14 protein-coding genes and 1 other RNA gene are annotated in these 23,293 nt (G+C 72.7%); all 15 read left to right on the plus strand.

The features are described from left to right. Positions 1–52 precede the first annotated feature (52 nt). The 15 genes from ffs (at position 53) to ACU4ZT_RS04650 (ending at position 23,023) form a co-directional block, all read left to right on the plus strand. An RNA gene (ffs, locus tag ACU4ZT_RS04580) (signal recognition particle sRNA small type) lies at positions 53–149 on the plus strand. A 48-nt stretch (positions 150–197) separates the two neighbouring features. Next, positions 198–2,315: a phosphate acetyltransferase gene (gene pta, locus ACU4ZT_RS04585; RefSeq protein WP_063072004.1), complete on the plus strand. Its 2,118-nt coding sequence runs from the start codon at positions 198–200 to the stop codon at positions 2,313–2,315. Between the two features lie 62 nt (positions 2,316–2,377). Next, a complete protein-coding gene (locus ACU4ZT_RS04590; protein WP_063072005.1) occupies positions 2,378–3,568 on the plus strand; it encodes an acetate/propionate family kinase in 1,191 nt (396 codons plus the stop codon). A 291-nt stretch (positions 3,569–3,859) separates the two neighbouring features. After that, positions 3,860–8,929: a hypothetical protein gene (locus ACU4ZT_RS04595; RefSeq protein ID WP_445338125.1), complete on the plus strand. Its 5,070-nt coding sequence runs from the start codon at positions 3,860–3,862 to the stop codon at positions 8,927–8,929. Positions 8,930–9,115: 186 nt separating this feature from the next. Continuing rightward, entirely contained in the window at positions 9,116–10,012 is an 897-nt protein-coding gene (locus ACU4ZT_RS04600) for a DUF5819 family protein (RefSeq protein WP_445338127.1), read from the plus strand. After that, positions 10,009–11,211, plus strand: coding sequence for an HTTM domain-containing protein (locus tag ACU4ZT_RS04605; protein WP_063072012.1), 1,203 nt, complete (start codon positions 10,009–10,011; stop codon positions 11,209–11,211). The genes ACU4ZT_RS04600 and ACU4ZT_RS04605 overlap by 4 nt, the downstream gene beginning before the upstream one ends. Before the next feature lie 46 nt (positions 11,212–11,257). Continuing rightward, entirely contained in the window at positions 11,258–13,879 is a 2,622-nt protein-coding gene (locus tag ACU4ZT_RS04610) for a DNA polymerase III subunit gamma and tau (RefSeq protein WP_445338129.1), read from the plus strand. A gap of 6 nt (positions 13,880–13,885) precedes the next feature. Then, on the plus strand, positions 13,886–14,485 hold the full coding sequence (gene recR, locus ACU4ZT_RS04615) for a recombination mediator RecR (protein ID WP_012297640.1): 600 nt from the start codon (positions 13,886–13,888) through the stop codon (positions 14,483–14,485). A gap of 97 nt (positions 14,486–14,582) precedes the next feature. Then, the gene (locus ACU4ZT_RS04620) at positions 14,583–15,848 is read left to right on the plus strand and encodes an aspartate kinase (RefSeq protein WP_063072013.1); all 1,266 of its coding nucleotides are present in this window, start codon (positions 14,583–14,585) and stop codon (positions 15,846–15,848) included. Positions 15,849–15,882: 34 nt separating this feature from the next. Then, the gene (locus tag ACU4ZT_RS04625; RefSeq protein WP_081235047.1) at positions 15,883–16,974 is read left to right on the plus strand and encodes an aspartate-semialdehyde dehydrogenase; all 1,092 of its coding nucleotides are present in this window, start codon (positions 15,883–15,885) and stop codon (positions 16,972–16,974) included. A gap of 87 nt (positions 16,975–17,061) precedes the next feature. Then, a complete protein-coding gene (locus ACU4ZT_RS04630) occupies positions 17,062–18,540 on the plus strand; it encodes a malate:quinone oxidoreductase (protein ID WP_081235049.1) in 1,479 nt (492 codons plus the stop codon). 81 nt (positions 18,541–18,621) lie between these two features. Beyond that, positions 18,622–19,818 (plus strand): Rv2578c family radical SAM protein, encoded by a 1,197-nt coding sequence (locus tag ACU4ZT_RS04635; protein ID WP_063072015.1) that lies wholly within the window; start codon positions 18,622–18,624, stop codon positions 19,816–19,818. A gap of 94 nt (positions 19,819–19,912) precedes the next feature. Further along, the gene (locus ACU4ZT_RS04640) at positions 19,913–20,593 is read left to right on the plus strand and encodes a helix-turn-helix transcriptional regulator (RefSeq protein WP_414748235.1); all 681 of its coding nucleotides are present in this window, start codon (positions 19,913–19,915) and stop codon (positions 20,591–20,593) included. Then, positions 20,594–21,268, plus strand: coding sequence for a thymidine kinase (locus tag ACU4ZT_RS04645; protein ID WP_063072016.1), 675 nt, complete (start codon positions 20,594–20,596; stop codon positions 21,266–21,268). A gap of 360 nt (positions 21,269–21,628) precedes the next feature. Next, complete coding sequence (locus ACU4ZT_RS04650; RefSeq protein ID WP_414763114.1) at positions 21,629–23,023, plus strand: tyrosine-protein kinase domain-containing protein; 1,395 nt, start codon at positions 21,629–21,631, stop codon at positions 23,021–23,023. Positions 23,024–23,293: the final 270 nt, after the last annotated feature.

The raw sequence follows: 23,293 nt of genomic DNA on the forward strand, positions 1-23,293 counted from the left end.
CCTGGGCGGGCCGCCGCCGACCGACGGGCGCCCCGGGTCGGGTACACTCGGTGTCGGCTCCTCGCGTGGTGCCATCCAGGTGAACTCCCCCAGGGCGGAGACGCAGCAAGGGCAGCCGGGCTCTGGCAGGTGCGCGAGGGGTCTTCTCCTTTAACACGGGCGGGCGTCCGCGCAGGCGACGCCCATAGGCTTGCCGCATGGCTCGGAGCATCTACATCACGTCCGCCGAAGGGCACTCGGGCAAGTCGACGGTCGCGCTGGGCGTGCTCGACACCCTGACCCACCAGATCCAGCGGGTGGGCGTGTTCCGGCCCATCGCGCGCTCCATCGTCGAGCGCGACTACGTGCTCGAGGCGCTGCTCGCGCACGACGGCGTCGACCTCGAGTACGACGAGTGCGTGGGCGTCACCTACGACGACGTGCACGCGGATCCCGAGGCCGCCCTCTCCCGCATCGTCGAGCGCTACAAGGCCGTCGAGGCGAAGTGCGACGCGGTCGTCATCGTCGGCAGCGACTACACCGACGTCGGCAGCCCCACCGAGCTGTCCTTCAACGCGCGCATCGCCGCGAACCTCGGCGCGCCCGTCCTGCTCGTGCTCACGGGCCGCCGCACGGACGAGTCGGGTGGCCGCAGCCCCGACGAGATGCGCCAGATCGCCGACCTCGCGATCCCCGAGCTGGTCACCGCGCACGCGGGGCTGCTCGGCATCGTGGTCAACCGCGCCGACCCGGAGGCGCTCGACGCCATCACGGCCGCCATCCCCGCGGCGATCCCCGCCTCCCTCCACGCGCAGGCCCCGCACGTGCCCGTGTGGGCCATCCCCGAGGACGCGTTCCTCGTGGCGCCCACCGTCGCCGAGCTCCTCGACGCCGTCGACGGCGAGCTCGTCAAGGGCGATCCCGCGCTCCTCCGCCGCGAGGCCCTCGGGGTCGTGGTCTCGGCCATGTCGATGGAGAACGTGCTCGCGCGCCTCACCGAGGGCGCCATCGTCGTGATCCCCGGCGACCGCAGCGAGGTCCTCCTCGGCGTGCTCACCGCGCACGCCTCCGAGACCTTCCCCACCGTCGCGGGCATCGTGCTCAACGGAGGGTTCGCGCTGTCGCCCACCATCGAGACGCTCGTCTCCGGCCTCGACCAGACCCTGCCCATCATCTCCACCGAGCTCGGCACCTACGAGACGGCGAAGCGCATCACGCAGACCCGCGGCCGGCTCTCGCCCGAGTCCGCCCGGAAGATGGACACGGCGCTCGCCGCGTTCGAGCAGCACGTCGACACGTCCCGGCTGCTCGAGCTCCTCGACGTCAGCCGCTCCGACGTCGTCACGCCGCTCATGTTCGAGTTCGGCCTCATCGAGCGCGCTCGGAAGGCAGGCAAGCGCATCGTGCTGCCCGAGGGCACCGACGACCGCGTGCTGCGGGCCGCCGGCACGATCCTCAGTCGCGGCATCGCCGACGTCACGATCCTCGGCGAGGAGATCGAGGTGCGCTCGCGCGCCATCGGCCTCGGCATCGACATCGGGCGCGCGACCGTGCTCAGCCCCTTCGACGCGGTGCTCCGCGAGCGGTTCGCCGAGGAGTACGTGAAGCTCCGCGCGCACAAGGGGATGGTGCTCGACATCGCGCGCGAGACCGTCACCGACGTCTCCTACTTCGGCACGATGATGGTGCAGCTCGGCCTCGCCGACGGCATGGTGTCCGGGGCCGCGCACACGACGGCGCACACGATCCGGCCGGGCTTCGAGATCATCAAGACCACCGCCGGCGTCTCCGTCGTCTCGTCCGTGTTCCTCATGGCGCTCGCCGACCGCGTTCTCGTCTACGGCGACTGCGCCGTGAACCCGGATCCGACGGCCGACCAGCTCGCCGACATCGCCATCTCGTCGGCCGCGACCGCGGCGCAGTTCGGCATCGAGCCGCGCATCGCGATGCTCTCGTACTCGACGGGGGAGTCGGGCGCCGGTGCCGACGTGGAGAAGGTGCGCCAGGCGACCGCGCGCGTGCGGGAGCTGCGGCCCGACCTCGCGGTCGAGGGCCCGATCCAGTACGACGCGGCGGCGGACGCGGCGGTCGCCGCCACGAAGATGCCGGGATCGGCGGTCGCCGGCCGCGCGACGGTGTTCATCTTCCCGGACCTCAACACCGGCAACAACACGTACAAGGCCGTGCAGCGCTCGGCCGGCGCGGTGGCCATCGGGCCCGTGCTGCAGGGCCTCCGCAAGCCCATCAACGACCTGTCCCGCGGTGCGCTCGTGCAGGACATCGTCAACACCGTCGCCATCACCGCCATCCAGGCCGAGGGGATCGAGGCGGGCTGAGCGCCCGTCCGTCCCGCCAGCTCCGTCCGACCTCCCGTCCCGCCCGCACCCCAGGAGAACCCGTGCCCGTCGTCCTCGTCGTCAACTCCGGATCGTCGTCCTTCAAGTACCAGCTCATCGAGATGGGCTCCGAGACCGTGCTCGCGTCCGGCCTGGTGGAGCGCATCGGCGAGGGGACCGGATCCACTCGGCACAAGGCCGGCGGCGACTCGTGGGAGCGCGAGCTGCCCATCGCCGACCACACGGCCGGGTTCCAGGCGATGCTGGACGCGTTCGGCGAGCACGGCCCGTCGCTCGAGGAGGGCCCGCCCGTCGCGGTGGGCCACCGGGTGGTGCACGGCGGCGACGTGTTCGTCGAGCCGACCGTGGTCACCGACCGGGTGAAGGCCGACATCGACGACCTCTCGGCGCTCGCGCCCCTGCACAACCCGGGCGCGCTCCAGGGGATCGAGGCGGCGCAGACCGCGTTCCCGGACGTGCCGCACGTGGCCGTCTTCGACACCGCGTTCCACCAGACGCTGCCGGCCGAGGCGTACACGTACGCGATCGACCGGGAGCTCGCGGCCGCCCACCGCATCCGCCGCTACGGGTTCCACGGCACGAGCCACAAGTACGTGTCCGAGGCGGCCGCCCGGCTGCTCGGGAAGCCGCTCGAGGAGACGCGGATCATCGTGCTGCACCTCGGCAACGGCGCCTCCGCCGCCGCCGTTCAGGGCGGCCGCTCCATCGACACGTCCATGGGCCTCACGCCGCTCGAGGGGCTCGTGATGGGCACGCGCTCCGGCGACCTCGACCCCGCGATCCTCTTCCACCTCGCCCGCCACACCGACCTCGGGCTCGACGACCTCGAGACGCTGCTCAACCGCAGGAGCGGCCTGCTCGGGCTCACCGGGCTCGGCGACATGCGCGACGTGCAGCGCGCCGCGGCCGACGGCGACGAGGCCGCGCAGACGGCGCTCGGGGTGTACCGGCACCGGATCCGCCACTACGTCGGCGCGTACGCGGCGCAGCTCGGCGGCGTCGACGCGGTCGTCTTCACGGCGGGCGTGGGCGAGAACAACCCGCTCGTGCGCCGCCGGTCGCTCGCGGGGCTGGAGTTCATGGGCATCGGGATCGACGACGACCGCAACGAGCTCATCAGCTCGGAAGCCCGCTTCGTGAGCCCCGAGGGCTCGCCCGTCGCCGTGCTCGTGATCCCCACCGACGAGGAGCTCGAGATCGCCCGGCAGTCGCTCGCGGCGACCGCGGGCTGACCCGCCGCCCTCCCCACCGGCACCCGACGGGGCCCGTGATCCGCCCGGATCACGGGCCCCGTCGTCGTCCCGCCCGCAGGCGGCCACCCCGTAGCGCCACTGGGGCGACTACTGGAGCGGCACCGCATCCGGCCCCGGGCAGATCAGTAGACAGCAGTGTTGTCGCCCTCCGGGGCGGATGCGAACCTTCGATGACCGTGGGTGTGGTGGGGGCCGCCCCGCGGGACGCACGGCTGCGCCCCACGAGCGCGGCCGGCCATGCAATCGAGGGGAACGCACATGGCTCTACACATGCCCAGCCGCAGAAGCAGGCTGGCGACCGCGACGGCCTTCGGGGTCACCGCGGCACTCGTCGCGTTCGGGGGCGTCCTGCCCGCTGGCGCCGCGGCGGGGGATCAGTCCGAGGCGGAGGCGCGTCTCGTGACGCTCACCGGCCTCGCGCAGGCCGTCGCCCTGGACGGCGCGTACACCGCGTACGCGCCCGGCGGGACGAACGACCCCGCCAGCCTCGACGGGCCGGTCTCGGCATCCGTCCTCCAGCAGCTCGCCGCGGTGCAGGTCTCGGCAGGCGTCACGCTCGGCTCCGTCCTCGACCTCAGCGGCGTGCGCGCCGGCGCCGACCGGCAGGTGTCCACCAGCGGCACCGCGGGCGCGACCGCCGCCGCGGGCGCCGTCACGGACTCGGGCGCCGTCGCCGTCAACGGCGGCACCGGCCAGGCGGCGCGGCTGGACCTCCAGCCGACGCTGCAGGCCGCGGGCGTCGCCGGCGTCCTCTCGGACCTCGACCTCCGGATCGGGGCGCTCGGCGCCACCGCGACGGACACCGGGGCCGCCGCGCCGACGAGCTCGTACGGCATCGCCTCCGCGGACGCGACGATCACCAGCCCGGTCATCCAGGGCCTCCGCGCGAACCTCGTCGGCGCCGTCGACGGCGTCAGCGCGGGCCTCTCGACCCGCGCCGTCGTCTCGCCCGCGACGCTGGGCCTGCTCGACGGGATCCTCACCCGGGCGCTCGGCGTCCCGCTGCTCGACACGACCAACGCGACGGCCGACCTCCGCACGACGGTCAACGCGCAAGCGGCCGTGGACGCGGTCCTCTCGCAGCCGCTCACGAGCGGCGCGGTGACCATCGACATCCGGACGGGCACGCTCACGCTCGACCTGGACGCGATCCAGACCCTCGACGGCCAGCCGGCGGACACGCGCGTGCTGACTACGGCGGTGCTCACGCAGGCCGTGAACGCCGCGCTGACGGACATCCTCACGCGGCAGCTGCCCGACCGCCTCCTCGAGGCGGTGCTCGACTCCACCGCCGTGGCGCTGACGATCCGCACCGACATCGGGACGCCGCGGCTCAGCGTCCTCGTGCCCGCCGTGGACCTCGGCGACGTCGTGATCACGACGAACACCACGCTCGCGAACCTGGTGAACCCCACCGGTCCCGGCAACTCGGCGCCGGTCATCAGCACCGCGGGCACGGCCCTCCTGCCGCCCCTCACCCTCACGACCGCGCTCACGGAGTCGCTCGTCTCCGGCCTGACGACCGGGCTCCTCCCGGCGCTCGCCACGGATCTCGGCGGCGCGGTCAGCCGCACGAGCGTGGTCACCGGCCTGACGGACGCCACCGGCGCCGTGCTCACCGCCGTCGCCCCCGTCCTCGCGGCGGTCGACTCCGTAGTCCGCCTGACCGTCAACGCGCAGGACCGGCCGGGCGACTTCGCGGACGCGGACGGCCTCGACGCCGGCTCGTTCACGGTGAGCGCCCTGCGGATCGGGCTGCTGCCCACCGCGGGCGGCCCGACCGTCAGCCTCGCGTCGGCCACCGTCCGCGCGGACGCCGCGGTCGTCGGACCCGTCCAGCCCGTGGCCATCACATCGCCGGACCCCGCGCAGGCCTTCCCCGCCGGGACCACCACGGTCGCGGTCGAGGGGACGGCGGAGCCGGGTGCCGAGGTCGACGTGACGGTCGGGAACCAGACGCTGACCACCACGGCTACCACAGCCGGGCGGTACCGCGTGCTGTTCGCGAACCTGCCCTCCGGGACCTTCACCGCCAGCGCGCGTCAGCGCGTCGGCGGCGAGCAGACGGGCCTCCCGACGTCGGTGACCTTCGCGATCGCGGCCCCCGCGGCCGACGCGGATGCCGCGGACGCCGACGTGCTCGACCTCGACGGCCTCGACCTCCTCGACGCGGACGCCGCTGACCTGGATGCGCTCGACCTCGACGTGGTCGACGCCGTGGACGCCCTGGATGTCGACACGACGGACCTCGACGGCACCGACGCGGACACGATCGACACCGATGCCGATGTCCTGGATGTCGTGGACGTGGCGGATGTGGTCGTGGATGCGGGTGCGGATGTGATCGACGCGGGCGATGTGCTCGATGTCGACGGCGGCCTGGACGTGCTCGACACGGATGCTGCTGACCTGGACGCGCTGGACCTCGACGTGGTCGATGTGGTGGACGCGCTGGACGTGGACACGACGGACCTGGACGGGACGGACGCGGACACGGTCGACACCGATGCCGATGTCCTGGATGTCGTGGACGTGGCGGACGTGGTCGTGGATGCGGGTGCGGATGTGATCGACGCGGGCGATGTGCTCGATGTCGACGGCGGTCTGGACGTGCTCGACACGGATGCCGCTGACCTCGACGCCCTGGATGTCGACGTGGTCGATGTGGTGGACGCGCTGGACGTGGACACGACGGACCTGGACGGCACGGACGTCGACACGGTCGATACGGATGCTGACGTGTTGGATGTCGTGGACGTGGCGGATGTGGTCGTGGATGCGGGTGCTGACGTGATCGACGCGGGCGATGTGCTCGATGTCGACGGCGGCCTGGACGTCCTCGACACGGATGCCGCTGACCTCGACGCCCTGGATGTCGACGTGGTCGATGTGGTGGACGCGCTGGACGTGGACACGACGGACCTGGACGGCACGGACGTCGACACGGTCGATACGGATGCTGACGTGTTGGATGTCGTCGACGTGGCGGATGTGGTCGTGGATGCGGGTGCTGATGTGATCGACGCGGGCGATGTGCTCGACGTCGACGGCGGCCTCGATGTCCTCGACACGGATGCTGCTGACCTGGACGCGCTGGACCTCGACGTGGTCGATGTGGTGGACGCGCTGGACGTGGACACGACGGACCTCGACGGGACGGACGCCGACACGGTGGACGTGATCGTGGACGCGGGCGATGTGCTCGATGTAGACGGCGGCCTGGACGTGCTCGACACGGACGCCGCTGACTTGGACGCGCTGGACCTCGACGTGGTCGATGTCGTGGATGCCCTGGATGTGGACACGACGGACCTCGACGGGACCGACGCGGACACGGTCGACACCGATGCTGACGTCCTCGATGTCGTCGACGTCGCCGATGTCGTCGTCGATGCGGGTGCGGACGTCCTCGACGCGGGCGACGTGCTCGACGTGGACGGCGGTCTGGACGTGCTCGACACGGATGCCGCTGACCTGGACGCGCTGGACCTCGACGTTGTCGATGTCGTGGACGCGCTGGACGTGGACACGACCGACCTCGACGGGACGGACGCCGACACGGTGGACGTGATCGTGGACGCGGGCGACGTGCTCGATGTCGACGGCGGCCTGGACGTGCTCGACACGGATGCCGCTGACCTCGACGCCCTCGACGTCGACGTGGTCGATGTCGTGGACGCGCTGGATGTCGACACGACGGACCTCGACGGGACGGACGCCGACACGGTGGACGTGATCGTGGATGCGGGCGACGTGCTCGACGTGGACGGCGGCCTGGACGTGCTCGACACGGATGCCGCTGACCTCGACGCCGTGGACCTCGATGTTGTCGACGTGGTCGACGCCCTGGACGTGGACACGACCGACCTGGACGGGACGGACGCCGACACGGTGGACGTGATCGTGGATGCCGGCGACGATGTCCTGGATGCCGGTGACGTCCTCGACGCCGACGGCGGCCTGGACGTGCTCGACACGGACGCTGCTGACCTGGACGCGCTGGACCTCGACGTGGTCGATGTCGTGGATGCGCTGGATGTGGACACGACGGACCTCGACGGGACGGATGCCGACAGGGTCGATGCCGACCTGGACAGCGCGGACGTGATCGACGCCGGTGACGTGCTCGACCTCGAGGGCGTCGACTCCGACGCCAACGACTCGGACGATTCGACGGACATCTCGTTCGACCTCGACGTGGCGGACGCGGACACCGCGGACGTCGCCGACGTGGTCGCCGACCTCGACGTGGCGGACGCGGACACCGCGGACGTGATCGTGGACGCCGGTGACGTCCTCGACGCCGACGGCGGTCTGGACGTGCTCGACACGGACGCTGCTGACTTGGACGCGCTGGACCTCGACGTGGTCGATGTCGTGGATGCCCTGGATGTGGACACGACGGACCTCGACGGGACGGACGCCGACACGATCGACGCCGACCTGGACAGCGCGGACGTGATCGACGCCGGTGACGTGCTCGACCTCGAGGGCGTCGACTCCGACGCCAACGACTCGGACGACTCGACGGACATCTCGTTCGACCTCGACGTGGCGGACGCGGACACCGCGGACGTCGCCGACGTGGTCGACGCTGACGAAACCGACGCGGTCGACGCAGCCGATGGTGACAACGACGCCGACAACGACGCTGACGGTGACAACGACGCCGACGGCGACAACGACGCCGACGGTGACAACGACGCCGACAACGACGGCGGCAGCGATGTGGCCGACGCGGTCGACGCGACGGATGCTGCTGACGCGACGGATGCTGCTGACGCGACGGATGCCGCTGACGCGACGGATGCCGCTGACGCCGCCGACGCCACGGACGCCACGGACGCCGCCGACGGCGGCCCCGACGGCAGCGAGCTCCGCACCCTCGCCTCGGTCCGCTTCTTCGAGGTCATGCGCGGCATGGGCATCGACCAGGAGGTGACCGCCGTCGGGTTCATGCCCGGTGAGACGGTCTCCGCCACGGTCAACTCCACGCCCATGCCGCTGCCGGACCAGATCGCCCCCGCGAACGGGCAGGTGACCTTCACCTTCCCGATCCACGAGGACTTCGAGATCGGCCAGCACTCGGTCACCATCTCGGGCAGCGTGACCGGCCCGGTGGACGTGCCGAACACGCGGTTCTCGGTCATCGGCCAGACGGTCCCGGCCGGTCTGCCGAGCACCCCGATCCGCGGAGGGACCGGCGGCTACGGCGGCGGGATCCTCCCGGTCACGGGCGGCGACGCCGACGGGATGCTCTTCCTCGGCGGCATCGCGCTCCTGATGATGCTGACGGGCGCCGGTGCCCTGCACCGCGGCCGTCGCAGCCGCCAGGTGTGACGCACCGCTGACGCAGGCGGGCGGGTGATCCGGCACGACAGCCGGGTCGCCCGCCCTCCCGCTCCCGCCGTCCGCCCCGCGGAGAGACCGGCGCAGCACGAACCGCAGGACCAGCACGACGGCTCGGCAGGATCCACCCGCTCCCGCCGCCGACAGGACCCACCCGACGCACGAGGGGGACGGCGCATGACCGACACGACCCACCACCACGACACCGGCACCGACGACGCCCGGGACGCGGACGGCCTCGAGGCCGACGCCGAGGCCGACCCCGCCACCGACGCGACCGCGTCGCCGCCGGCCGCGGACCCACCCGGAGCGCACGCCCGGGACCGCCGGCCGCTGACCCGCGGCGCCCGCATCGGCACCGCGATCGCCGCGCTCGTCGTCGCCGTCTACGTGGCGACCACGATCCTCATGGTCGTCCCGCAGACCTCCACGACCCGCGCGCTCACCGCCCCGGCCCGCCCCTACTTCGGCCAGCAGTGGAACGTGTTCGCCCCCTCCATCCAGAAGACGAACCGCTACCTCCAGATGCAGGCGCAGTGGCGCGACGGCTCGGGCGCGCTGGTGAAGAGCGAGTGGGTGGACATCACGGACGCCGAGTACGAGTCGGGCGACGGGCACGTCCAGGCGTCGCGCGCCAACAAGCAGAGCGCGAACCTCCTCAAGACCTACAGCGCCCGCTACCTCGCCCTCAGCGAGGAGCAGCGGGCCGTCGCGCGGGACACCTTCATCCGGCGCACCGACGACGGCTTCGCGGCCAAGACGCCGACCTCGCTCGTCCAGCAGCTCACGGGCCTCACCGAGGGCACGAGCGGTCGCGTCGTCTCGTTCCTCCGCTACGACTACGTGTTGAAGGAGTTCGCGACCTACTGGGGGACGGCCTACTTCGGCCGCGACGTGGAGCGCGTCCGCTGGCGCATCGTCACGACGCGCCCCAACGACTTCGAGCACCGGCTCGACCAGGAGCGCCAGTTCGCGCCCTCGGTCCGCACCTTCGGATGGCGCCACGTCGACGACGTCATCGACCCCCGGGCGCTCGGCGCCTACCAGGCAGTGGTGGAGAGGTACGCACGATGAGCACCCGCACGGACGACACCCGTCCCGCCGACCGTCCCGTCCCCGCGGCCCCTCGCACCGGCCCGCGCGCCCAGGCGGCCGCTCGGTTCCGCCAGGTGATGCAGGACCGCGAGCTGCTGCGCGCGCTCCGCGACCCGCGCGGCTGGCCCCGCGGCGTCGCCATGTGGATGACCGAGCGGGAGCACGCGACGTACAGCTTCGCCGCGCTCCGCATCACGCTCGGCTCCGTGATCCTGCTGGTGCTCGTCACCTGCTTCGCCGACCGGCACTACCTCTGGGGCGTCGGATCCCGGTTCATCGACCCCGAGGCGAGCCGCCGCGGGTGGCCCCCGTTCTTCGAGGGCATCTTCTCCAAGACCGACGCGACGCTGTTCGACCTCGCCTACCTCGCCCTGGCGGCGCTCGCGGTGCTGTTCACCCTCGGCTGGCGTTCGCGGATCGTGACGCCGTTCCTCCTGCTGCTGTGGATCAGCCTCTCCACCAACAGCACGCTGCTCAGCAACGGCGGCGACACCGTGCTGCGGCTCACGCTGTTCTTCGCCCTCTTCGCCGACCTGTCGCGGCACTTCTCGCTCGACGCCCTGCGCCGCCGCCGCGAGGCCGAGCCGGGCGCCCGGCGCCCGTCGTCCGCCGTGGTCGCGACGCGTCGCCTCGTGGCGCGGATCCCGCGGCTCGTGCCGGTGCTCCTGCACAACACCGCGCTGGTGCTGTCGGCGTACCAGATCATGCTCATCTACGTGAACTCCGCGTTCCTCAAGCTGCAGGGGGAGGAGTGGCGGGACGGCTCGGCCACCTACTACTCGCTCGTCATCGACGGGTACCGTCCGTGGCCGTGGATCAACGACCTCCTCGTGCAGTCGAGCATCGGCATCGCGCTGGCGAGCCTCGCCGCGGTGGCGTTCCAGGGCCTGTTCCCGCTGCTGATCCTCTGGCGGCCGACGCGCATCGTGGCGCTCGTGGTCATCACGGGCATGCACGTGATGATCGGCGTGCTGCTCGGCCTGTGGCCGTTCTCCCTCGCGATGATCGCGCTCGACTTCCTCTTCGTGCGCGACGCGACCTGGCGGGAGGGGTTCGCGCTCCTCGGGCGCTGGCGGTCGCGGACGCCCCGGCGGATGCGCGAGCGCGGGGGCGTGCACGGGCGCCGCGCCTCCGCTCCCTCCCCAGCCGCGTCCGTCGAGGCCCCGGCCGAGGCCTGACCGGCGGGCGGCGGGACGGCCGGGGGTGCCCGGTATCCTCGGGACCGTGGTCACCGCCCTGTATCGCCGTTACCGGCCAGAGAACTTCGTCGAGCTCATCGGCCAGACGCAGGTGACGGATCCGCTGCGCACGGCCCTCCGCACCAACCGCGTCAACCACGCGTACCTGTTCAGCGGGCCGCGCGGCTGCGGCAAGACCACGTCGGCCCGCATCCTGGCGCGCTGCCTCAACTGCGCCGAGGGGCCCACCGACACCCCGTGCGGCGTCTGCCCGAGCTGCGTCGAGCTCAGCCGCGATGGCAGCGGCTCGCTCGACGTGGTCGAGATCGACGCCGCGAGCCACAACGGCGTCGACGACGCACGCGACATCCGCGAGCGCGCGGTCTTCGCGCCGGCGCGCGACCGCTACAAGATCTTCATCCTCGACGAGGCGCACATGGTCACGCCGCAGGGCTTCAACGCGCTGCTGAAGATCGTGGAGGAGCCGCCGGAGCACGTGAAGTTCATCTTCGCCACCACGGAGCCCGACAAGGTCATCGGCACCATCCGCTCCCGCACGCACCACTACCCGTTCCGGCTCGTGCCGCCCGCGCAGATGCTCGACTACGTGGAGCACCTGTCCCGCGAGGAGAGCGTGCAGGTGGCGCCCGGCGTGCTGCCGCTCGTCGTCCGCGCCGGCGGGGGATCGGTGCGCGACACCCTGTCCCTGCTCGACCAGCTCATCGCGGGGTCGGAGGACGAGAGCGTCGAGTACGAGCGCGCCGTCGCGCTCCTCGGATACACGCACGCGGCCCTGCTCGACGAGGTCATCGACGCGGTCGCCCGGCACGACGCGGCCGGCGCCTTCGCGGGAGTCGACCGGGTCATCCAGACCGGGCAGGATCCGCGCCGCTTCGTCGAGGACCTCCTCGAGCGCCTGCGCGACCTCATCATCGTGGGCGCCTCGTCCGTCGAGGGCGCGGCCGCGGTGCTCCGCGGCACCCCGGAGGACGAGCTCGAGCGCATGCGCGCCCAGGCTGTCGCGTTCGGCGCCGTCGAGCTGTCGCGCGCCGCGGACGTGGTCAACGCCGCCCTCACCGAGATGACGGGCGCCACCTCGCCGCGCCTGCACCTCGAGCTGCTGGTCGCGCGCGTGCTCGTCCCCGCCAGCGACGACACGCACCGCGGCGCCCTGGCCCGCGTCGAGCGCCTCGAGCGCCGGGTGGGCGTCGCGGACTCGGGGGCGGATCCGGCTCCGGCCGCTGCCGCTGCCGCTGCCGCTGCCGCTGCGCCCGCACGCGCTGTCGCCTCCGCTCCCGCTGCCGCTCCAGTGCCAGCTCCGGCGCCGGCTCCGGCGCACTCGGCGGATCCCGTGCCGGCGGTCGACAACGCCCCGGCGCAGCCCGTCACGCCCGCGGACGAGGCGTCCGCGGACGAGGCGTCCGCGACCGAGGCGCCCGCGACCCCGCAGGTCCGGGAGACCACCGAGGCCGTCGCCGCGCCGGCCGCCTCCACGCCGCCGGCATCTTCTTCCGCGACGCCCGCGACCACGCCGCCGGCATCCGCTCCCGCGACGCCCGCGCCCGTCGGCCCCGTCACGTTCGAGCAGCTCCGCGACGCGTGGCCGTCGGTCGTCGAGGCGGTGGAGAAGGCGAAGCGCAGCGCGTGGCTCGTCGCCGTCACGGCCACGCCCCGTGCCCTGGCGGGCGACGTCCTCACCCTGTCCTTCGTCAGCGCCAACGACGCCGAGCGCTTCAAGGAGCGCGGCGTCCCGGGGCAGGGCGTCAGCGACATCCTCCGCACCGCCATCCTCGAGGTGCTCGGCCTCCGCGTGAAGTTCATCGCCCGCGTCGAGCCCCACGGCGGCACCCCGGCACCGTCCGGCACCCCGGCGCCGACCGGCACCCCGGCGCCGACGGGTGGGGCCGCCGGGCCCACGGCACCGACCCCGGCACCCGCGCCGGCAGCCGGTCCCCGGTCCGCGGCGGCCGCATCCGCACCGTCCGCGCGCGACGGCGAGGCCACCCCCGCGGCGAGGTCGGCGCCGCCGGCAGCCGCCAACGCCCCTCGCGCCAGGACGTCGCCTCCCGCGAAGACCACGCCGGCCGGCGGCGGATGGGCCACCGTCGCCATCCCCACGTCCGACCCCGGCGCGAGCGATCCCGCTCCCGACCGGCGTGCCCCCGCGGCGCGTCCGGAGCGCCCCGTGCCGCCCGCGCCGTCCACGCAGTCCACGCCGTCCACGCCGCCGTCGGCACCCGCCGCCGCGACCCCCGCGCCCCCCTCCCCGGCCGCCGCGACCACGACCGGTCCTGTTCGTCGCGGATCCGCGGTCGTCCCGGACGCGCACGTGCCCGACTTCGAGGAGCCGGAGCCGGACGAGTTCGGCCCCGCGGAGCCCGGCTGGGCCACCGGCGACGGCTCGCCCGACTCGGCCCCGCCGGTGTCGCGCCCGGCCCCGGCGGTCGCCGCGCCGTCGGCGCCCGCGCAGACGCGAGCGCCGTCCGCATCGACGACGGCGCCGGACGCGAGGGAGTCCACCGGTCCCGCATCCGCCCCCGCCGCGAAGACCGCCCCGCAGCGCTACGGCGAGTCCGTCGTCCGCGAGATCCTCCAGGCGAGCTTCATCGAGGAGAAGCCCGTCGAGCGCAAGGCCCGCCCCACCATCCGCCCCACAGGTCAGGACTAGCGCCGCATGTACGAGGGAATCGTCCAGGAGCTGATCGACGAGCTCGGCCGCCTGCCGGGCATCGGCCCGAAGTCCGCCCAGCGCATCGCGTTCCACATCCTCCAGACGGAGACGTTCGACGTGTCGCGCCTGGCCGAGGTGCTCACGGTGGTCCGCGACAAGGTGCGCTTCTGCGCCATCTGCGGCAACGTCAGCGAGGAGGAGACGTGCGGCATCTGCCGCGACCCCCGCCGCAGCCCCGCCACCATCTGCGTGGTGGAGGAGGCCAAGGACGTGGTCGCCATCGAGCGCACGCGCGAGTTCCGCGGGCTCTACCATGTCCTCGGCGGGGCCATCAGCCCCATCGACGGCATCGGACCGGACGACCTCCGCATCCGCCAGCTCATGCAGCGCCTCGCCGACGCCACCGTCACCGAGGTCATCATCGCCACCGACCCGAACCTGGAGGGCGAGGCGACCGCCACCTACCTCTCGCGGCTGCTCTCCACCTTCGACATCCGCGTCACCCGCCTCGCCTCCGGCCTCCCTGTCGGCGGCGACCTCGAGTACGCCGACGAGGTCACCCTCGGCCGTGCCTTCGAGGGCCGGCGCCTCGTGGGGGAGTGACCCGGCGCCCCTGCGTCATGCGGCGGATCCGCCGATGCCGCCCCCATATGATCGTGATCCGGGCCGCCCGCGCCCACCCGAGCCCCAGGAGTCGCCCGTGAGCCTCATCGTGCAGAAGTTCGGCGGATCGTCGGTCGCCGATGCCGAGAGCATCAAGCGCGTCGCGAAGCGCATCGTCGCCGCGCGGAAGGCCGGCAACGACGTGGTCGTCGCCGTCTCCGCGATGGGCGACTCGACGGACGAGCTGCTCGACCTGGCCCACGAGGTCACCCCCATCCCCGCTCCGCGCGAGCTCGACATGCTCCTCACCGCGGGCGAGCGCATCTCCATGGCGCTCCTCGCGATGGCCATCAAGAGCATGGGCTACGACGCGCGCTCCTTCACGGGCAGCCAGGCGGGCATGATCACCGACGCGCAGCACGGGGCCGCCCGCATCGTCGACGTCACGCCCGGCCGCGTCCGCGACGCGCTCGGCGAGGGCGCCATCGCCATCGTCGCGGGCTTCCAGGGCTTCAACCGCGGCACGGGCGACATCACCACCCTGGGCCGCGGCGGATCCGACACCACGGCGGTCGCGCTCGCGGCGGCCCTCGGCGCCGACGTCTGCGAGATCTACACCGACGTCGACGGCATCTTCACGGCCGACCCGCGCGTGGTGCCGCTCGCCCGCAAGATCGACCGCATCACGAGCGAGGAGATGCTCGAGCTCGCGGCGTCCGGCGCGAAGGTCCTCTACATCCGCGCCGTCGAGTACGCCCGCCGGCACGGCGTCCTGCTGCACGTCCGCTCCTCGTTCACGCACAACGAGGGCACCATCGTCTACAACCCCACGGATGGAGAGAATGTGGAAGAGCCCGTCATCGTCGGCGTCGCCGCCGACCTCAGCGAGGCCAAGGTCACGGTGGTCGGCGTCCCCGACGTACCGGGCAAGGCCGCGCAGATCTTCACCATCGTCGCCAAGACCGGCGCCAACATCGACATGATCGTGCAGAACGTGTCGGCCGCCGCCACGAGCCTCACGGACATCTCGTTCACCCTCCCGAAGTCCGACGCCCAGCGCGTGCTGACGGTGCTCGCGGCCGAGAAGGACGCCGTCGGGTTCACGGGCCTCCAGCACGACGACCAGATCGGCAAGCTCGCGCTCGTCGGCGCCGGCATGCGCACCAACGCCGGCGTCTCCGCGCAGCTCTTCACGGCGCTGTCCGACGCGGGCATCAACATCGAGATGATCTCCACCAGCGAGATCCGCATCTCGGTCGTCACGCGCGCCGACACCATCGACGAGGCCGTGCGCGTGGTCCACCACGCCTTCGGGCTCGACGCGGACGACGTCGCCGTCGTCCACGCCGGCACCGGCCGCTGACCCGCACGCCCGCGCACTGCAGGAGGAGACACCCGTGACCGACGCCACCCCCATCGGATCCGCCCCCGCCCCCGAGACCGCCGGCCTCCGCGTCGGCGTCGTCGGCGCCACCGGCCAGGTCGGCGCCGTGATGCGGCGCCTGCTCGAGGAGCGCGCGTTCCCGATCGCGGAGATCCGGTTCTTCGCCTCGGCGCGCTCGGCGGGCACCACGCTCCCGTTCGCGGGCCGCGAGGTGGTCGTGGAGGACGCGGCGACCGCGGATCCCACGGGCCTCGACATCGCGCTGTTCTCCGCGGGCGCCACCACGTCCCGGGCGCAGGCGCCGCGCTTCGCCGAGGCGGGCGTGCTCGTCATCGACAACTCGAGCGCCTGGCGCATGGACCCGGACGTCCCGCTCGTCGTCTCCGAGGTCAACCCGGAGGCCATCGCGGACGCGCGCCGCGGCATCATCGCGAACCCCAACTGCACCACCATGGCCGCGATGCCCGTCCTCAAGGTCCTGCACGAGGAGGCCGGCCTCACCCGCCTCGTGGTGAGCACCTACCAGGCCGTCTCCGGATCCGGCCTCGTCGGCGCCGAGGAGCTCGCGGGCCAGGCCGAAGCCGCGGTCGCCGCCGGCCCGGATGCGCTCCGCCGCCTCGTCCACGACGGCCGTGCGGTCGAGCTGCCCGAGCCCGCCGTCTACCAGCGCCCCATCGCCTTCGACGTCATCCCGCTCGCCGGCAGCATCGTCGACGACGGCCTGTTCGAGACCGACGAGGAGAAGAAGCTCCGCAATGAGAGCCGCAAGATCCTGGGGCTCCCCGACCTGCTCGTCAGCGGCACGTGCGTGCGCGTCCCCGTCTTCACCGGCCACTCGCTGTCGGTCAACGCCGAGTTCTCGTCGCCCCTCAGCGTCGCGCGCGCCACCGAGCTGCTGTCGACGGCGCCCGGCGTCGAGCTGTCCGACATCCCCACGCCTCTCCAGGCCGCCGGCACCGACCCCAGCTACGTCGGCCGGATCCGCGCGGACGAGGGCGCGCCCGAGGGCCGTGGACTCGCCCTCTTCATCAGCAACGACAACCTCCGCAAGGGCGCCGCGCTCAACGCCGTCCAGATCGCCGAGGTCGTCGCGGCACACCGCTGATCCCTCCCCAGCCGCGCTCGTGAGGGTCGCCGTACCACTCCCCGGGGCCCCCGAGGGGGCCCGAGAAGGCGGGCGTACACTGATCCGGTGAGCGATACAGCGGAACCGGTAGACGTCGTCCTCGTCGGCGGGGGCATCATGAGCGCCACGCTCGGCACCCTCATCAAGCAGCTCGAACCGGACTGGACCATCCAGATCTTCGAGCGCCTCGGCGAGGTCGCCATGGAGTCCAGCAACCCGTGGAACAACGCGGGCACCGGCCACGCGGCGCTCTGCGAGCTGAACTACACGCCGGAGAAGGACGGGAAGATCGAGATCGGGGCGGCGACCCGCATCAACGAGCAGTTCCAGCTCTCCCGCCAGTTCTGGGCCCACCTCGTCACCGCGGGCGCCGTGCCGGAGCCCAAGGAGTTCATCAACCCCACCCCGCACATGACCTTCGTGCGCGGCAAGGAGAACGCGGAGTACCTGCGCCGCCGCTTCGACGCCCTGCGCGCGCACCCCCTCTTCGAGGCCATGGAGTACACCGAGGACCCGGCCGTCATCCACTCCTGGGCCCCGCTCCTCGTGCTGCAGCGCGACAAGGACGAGGTCATCGCGGCCACGCGCTTCGAGGGCGGAACCGACGTCGACTTCGGCGCCCTCACGAACAAGCTCGTCGACTACCTCACCGAGCACGGCGCGGCCCTGCACCTCAACCACGAGGTCCGCAGCCTGTCGCAGGACCCGGACGGCAGCTGGCGCCTCCGCATCCGCAACGACGTCGGCCGGTCGACCGTGCAGGTGCACGCCAAGTTCGTCTTCATCGGCGCGGGCGGGGGAGCGCTGCCCCTCCTGCAGAAGTCGGGCATCCCCGAGATCAAGGGCTTCGGCGGCTTCCCCATCAGCGGCGAGTGGTACCGCACGGACGACCCGGAGATCGTCGCCAAGCACCGGGCCAAGGTCTACGGCAAGGCCGCCATCGGCTCCCCGCCCATGTCGGTCCCGCACCTCGACACGCGCGTCGTGGGAGGCGAGACCTCGCTCCTCTTCGGGCCATACGCCGGCTTCAGCCCGCGCTTCCTCAAGAAGGGCTCGCTGCTCGACCTCTTCGCCTCCATCCGGCCGCACAACATCATCCCGATGCTCGCCGTCGCTAAGGACAACCTGGGCCTCATCAAGTACCTCGTGAGCCAGCTCATCGCCTCGAAGGAGACGAAGTTCGACGCGCTCCGGGAGTTCATGCCCACGGCCGACCCGAAGGACTGGTACCAGGTCACGGCCGGCCAGCGCGTGCAGGTCATGAAGAAGGACGCGCAGAAGGGCGGCGTGCTCCAGTTCGGCACCGAGGTCGTGGCGGCGGCCGACGGCAGCATCGCGGGCCTCCTCGGCGCGTCGCCCGGCGCCTCCACGGCGGTCCCGATCATGCTCGACGTGCTGGAGCGCTGCTTCCCGGAGCGCATGGACGGGTGGCGCAAGCCGCTGAAGCGCATGATCCCGAACTACGGCACGCTCGTCGCGTCAGACCCGAAGAAGACGCCGAAGATCATCCAGGAGACCACCGAGGTCCTCGAGCTCCAGCACTGAGCAGGGGGCGGTCGCGCCGCGTGCGGCCGCCCTCTCCCGCCTCCGTCCGCATCGCGTTCGAAAGTGTGTTCGAATGGGCGCATGAGATGGAGCGCGCAGAAGCTGTCGGACGCGAGCGCGGATGCACTGCCCGGCCTCGTGCGGTTGAGCAATTTCGTGCAGAGCGTCCGCACCCCGGAGTTCCAGGGCGTGACGTTCCACGAGGTGCTCGCCAAGTCGGCGTTGAACCGCGTGCCGGGGGAGTCGAAGGTCATGCCGTACGGGTGGACCATCAACCCGTACCGCGGCTGCACCCACGCCTGCGTCTACTGCTTCGCGCGCCCGACGCACGCCTACCTCGACCTCGACGGCGGCCGCGACTTCGACGACCAGATCGTCGTGAAGGTCAACGTCGCGGAGGTCCTCGCCCGCGAGCTCGCGAAGCCCACCTGGACCCGTGACGCCGTCGCGCTCGGCACCAACACCGACCCGTACCAGCGCGCCGAGGGCCGCTACGCGCTCATGCCCGGCATCATCGCGGCGCTCGCGTCCTCCGGCACGCCGCTGTCGATCCTCACCAAGGGCACGCTCCTCCGTCGTGACCTCCCGCTGCTGGCCGAGGCGTCGGCGACCGTGCCCGTCGACCTGGCGATGAGCATCGCCGTGCTCGACGACGACCTGCAGCAGTCCGTCGAGCCGGGCACGCCCACGACCGCGGCGCGTCTCGCGACCGTCACCGCGATCCGCGAGGCGGGTCTCGATTGCACGGTCTTCATGATGCCGATCCTGCCGATGCTCACCGACTCGGTCGAGCACCTCGACCACGCGCTCACGCGCATCCGCGAGGCCGGCGGCACGCGCGTCCTCTACTCGGCGCTGTACCTCAAGCCCGGCGTGAAGGAGTGGTACCTGGAGTGGCTCGAGCGCGAGCGCCCGGACCTGGTGGGCCGCTACCTGGACCTGTACGCGCGCGGCGCCTACGCCCCGCAGGCGTACCGGTCGTGGCTGAAGGCCCGCATGGACCCGCTGGTCCGGCGGCACGGGCTCGGCGGCGGCCGGGTGGACCCGCGCACGGGCGGCGTGCTCTCCCGGGCCGACGTCCCCGGCATCGAGGGCCAGGTCGCCCGGCCCGGAGCCGCGCGACCGGGGTGGAGCCAGGAGGGCGCGGACAGCCGTGCCACCACGTCCCGAGGGCGCGGGAGCTGGGCGACCGGAGCCGCCCTCGCGCCGGCGCCGGGGCCCCTGGTCGCGGCCGCGCTCCCCGCCGGTCCCGCGGGCACGCAGGCCACCCTCTTCTGAGCGGCGGCATCCGCGGCAGGGGCGGGCGGCGGCAGCGGTGTCCGCGGAGGGTCCGGGCGGCCGCCGAGCCGTGCGCGCTGGCTACAGTTCTCCCATGACCACCCTGCGGCTCCCCGGGGCGGGGCCGATGTCCGCCGACGGGCGGGGGATCGCGCAGCCCGTCCGCGTCGCCGTGCTCATGGGCCAGGTGCCGGCGCTCGACGAGGTGTGCTCGATCCTCCGCGAGCGCGCCCCCGAGGTCGACGTGGTCGTCGGCACCACGGGCTGGCTGCAGCTCGTCCAGTCGCCGCGCTTCCCGACCGAGGTGGTCGTGCTCGACTACGAGCTCGCCGACGCGGTCAGCCTCGAGGGGCGCGTGCGGTCCTGCCGGGCCGCCGGGGCGAGCGTCGTCGTCCTCTCCCGTTCCGGGAGCCCGGAGGTGCGTCGCCGGGTGCTCGACTCCGGCGCCGCGGCGCTCCTCGCCGGCCCCGTGCCCGCCCGGGACATCGTCGCCGCCGTGCGCTCCGTGGTCGCGGCCGCCCGCACCGCCGTCCCCGCGCCGGAGCCGGCGCCCGCGTTCACGAGCCCGCGCCTCAGTCAGGGGGAGGAGCAGGCGCTCCGCCTCTACGTCACGGGCCGTTCGACGCTCGACGTGGCCGCCCAGATGAACGTGCAGTACGAGACCGCGAAGACCTACCTCCGGCGGGCCCGGGCCAAGTACCGCCTCGTGGGCCGCGCTGCCGGGCGCCGGGCGGACCTGATCGAACGGGCCGCCGAGGACGGCTACCTTCGGTAGATGGCCAAGCTCTACTTCCGATTCGGCGCGATGAACAGCGGCAAGAGCACCTCGATGCTGCAGGCCGCGTACAACTACGAGGAGCGCGGACAGCACGTCCTGCTCACGAAGCCCGTCATCGACACCAAGGGCGACCGCGACATCGTCTCCCGCCTCGGCGTCCGGCGTCCGGTCGACTTCCTGCTCGAGCCCGACGCGGACGTCTGGCAGGAGTTCGGGATCCACCGCGATCGCGTGCTGCAGGAGCTCGGCGGCCCCACCGCGTGCCTGCTCGTCGACGAGGCCCAGTTCCTCCGCGAGTCGCAGGTCGACGACCTGCTGCGCATCGCGATCCTGCAGGACGTGCCGGTCATCGCCTACGGGATCCGCACCGACTTCCAGACCGTCGCGTTCCCGGGGAGCCGTCGCCTGCTGGAGATCGCGCACAGCCTGGAGGAGATGAAGACCATCTGCCGCTGCGGACGCAAGGCCGTGTTCAACGCCCGCCAGGTGGGCGAGCGCTTCATCTTCGCCGGCGACCAGGTCGCGATCGACGGCGAGGACGTGACCTACATGTCGCTCTGCGGCGCGTGCTACCTGGCCGAGAGCGGGGGAGCGCTGTCGAGCGGCCGTCCGGTCGAGGCCGCGCCGGCGGGCTTCGGCTACGCGGCGGGACCGGACGCCGACTTCACCTGATCGGGGACCGCTCCGGCTGGACGCCGCGCCGCGGTCAGTCGCGCAGGTAGCGCAGCCCGCATGCCGTGAGCACGCCGGTGATGAACAGGGTGGCCAACGGGACCAGGGCAGCGCAGACGTCGGGCATCGGGATCCGGACCTTCTCTTCGGGTGAGCGTTCGGTCGAGTGGGGCGCGGGTGGGTGGTCCGGCCCTCGCCGTCCACGCTAGCCTCCCTCCCCGCGGCTGCCCCGCCCCAGAAGACGGGGCACGAGGCGATCGACGACATCGGCACCCGAGGAGGTCGGACGACGGCTCCCGGCTGTGGGAGCATGGGCGGAGGTGCCGTCGGGGGGCACCGCACCGACGAGGGGGAGCGCCTGTGGAACTGCGTGAATACATCCGGATACTGCGACGTTCGTGGATCCTCATCCTTCTGGCGCTGCTGCTGGGGGTGGGGGCCGCTGCCGGCTACTCGCTCGCGCAGACGCCGGAGTACCGGGCATCCGCGAAGGTCTTCGTGTCGACGCAGTCCGCGGGCTCCGTGACGGACCTCAGCCAGGGCAACGCGTTCACGCAGCAGGCGGTGAAGAGCTACGCCGACGTCGTGTCCACGCCCGTCGTGCTGGAGCCGGTCATCGCGCAGCTGGGGCTGGACGAGACCGCCGAGACGCTGGCGCCGCGCATCTCGGCTTCCGCCGCGGCCGACACCGTCATCATCGAGATCGCGGCCGAGGACCAGCAGGCGGAGTCCGCCGCGTCCATCGCCAACGCGGTCGCGAAGAGCTTCTCCGACGTCGTCGGGCAGCTCACCGCGGAGAACACCGGCGGGCAGTCGCAGGTGAAGGTCACCACCCTGCAGGAGGCGCGGATCCCCGCCGCCCCCGTGTCGCCGCGCGTGCCGCTCAACCTCGCGCTGGGCGCGCTCGTGGGCCTCGCGCTCGGCATCGCCGTCTCGGTGCTCCGCTCCACCCTGGACACGCGCATCCGCGGCGAGCGGGACCTGCGGCTGGTCACGCACGCGCCCGTGCTCGGCGGCATCGCCTTCGACCCGAAGGCGAAGGAGCGTCCCCTCATCGTGCAGTCGGACCCGCGGAGCCCCCGGGCCGAGTCCTTCCGCAGCCTCCGCACGAACCTCCAGTTCCTCGACTTCGGCGGACGCGCGCGCAGCTTCGTGATCACGAGCGCGGTCGAGTCCGAGGACAAGTCGACGACCACCGCCAACCTGGCCATCGCCCTCAGCGACGCCGGTGCCCGCGTCGCCGTGATCGACGCCGACCTCCGCCGTCCGAAGCTCGCGTCCTACCTCGGGCTCGAGGGAGCGGTCGGGCTCACCGACGTGCTGATCGGCCGCGCGACGCTCGCGGACGTGCTTCAGCCCTGGGGCAACCGCAACATGTTCGTCCTGCCCGCCGGCCAGATCCCGCCGAACCCGAGCGAGCTGCTCGGATCGCGCACCATGGTCACGCTGCTCAAGGAGCTCGAGGCGGAGTTCGACACCGTCCTCATCGACGCGCCGCCGCTCCTGCCCGTCACCGACAGCGCGGTGCTCTCCAAGAGCGCCGGCGGCGCGATCCTCGTCGTCTCCTCGGGTCGCGCGCACCGCGGCCAGGTGCACGCCGCAATCGAGTCGCTCAACAGCGTCGGCGCGGAGGTGCTGGGCGTCGTCCTCACCATGCTGCCCACGAAGGGCCCGGACGCGTACGGCTACGGCCAGTACGGGTACTCGTACGTCCGCCCCGAGGGCGCGGACGGCACCGCCCCCGCCCCCGCGTGACCGGCCGGCCGTCCGCCTCCGGGCGCGACGGCCGAGCCCGTGTCGTCGGGAGCAGCCCGGTGCGGGCCTGTACCATCCGCATGACACCACCGCTCCATCCCGCATCTCCCGCTGCGCGGAATCCGCGTCCGAGCTCCCCACCGGGGTCGGACCGCGGATCCCCGTCCGGACGCGGTCGGGGGTCGGCCTCACGCGAGGCCGCATCCGCCGTCCGCTCGATGCCCGCGACACCGGGAGACACCATGTCGGCTCAGGCCGAGGCGCCGACGC

This window comes from Clavibacter davisi (assembly GCF_052751415.1).

Bases quoted from the DNA above. Each gene is read 5' to 3' on its own strand.
- ACU4ZT_RS04645 (WP_063072016.1), top strand. From the start codon at position 20,594: ATGGCCAAGCTCTACTTCCGATTCGGCGCGATGAACAGCGGCAAGAGC.
- recR (WP_012297640.1), top strand. From the start codon at position 13,886: ATGTACGAGGGAATCGTCCAGGAGCTGATCGACGAGCTCGGCCGCCTG.
- ACU4ZT_RS04605 (WP_063072012.1), top strand. From the start codon at position 10,009: ATGAGCACCCGCACGGACGACACCCGTCCCGCCGACCGTCCCGTCCCC.
- ACU4ZT_RS04635 (WP_063072015.1), top strand. From the start codon at position 18,622: ATGAGATGGAGCGCGCAGAAGCTGTCGGACGCGAGCGCGGATGCACTG.
- ACU4ZT_RS04640 (WP_414748235.1), top strand. From the start codon at position 19,913: ATGACCACCCTGCGGCTCCCCGGGGCGGGGCCGATGTCCGCCGACGGG.
- pta (WP_063072004.1), top strand. From the start codon at position 198: ATGGCTCGGAGCATCTACATCACGTCCGCCGAAGGGCACTCGGGCAAG.
- ACU4ZT_RS04595 (WP_445338125.1), top strand. From the start codon at position 3,860: ATGCCCAGCCGCAGAAGCAGGCTGGCGACCGCGACGGCCTTCGGGGTC.
- ACU4ZT_RS04600 (WP_445338127.1), top strand. From the start codon at position 9,116: ATGACCGACACGACCCACCACCACGACACCGGCACCGACGACGCCCGG.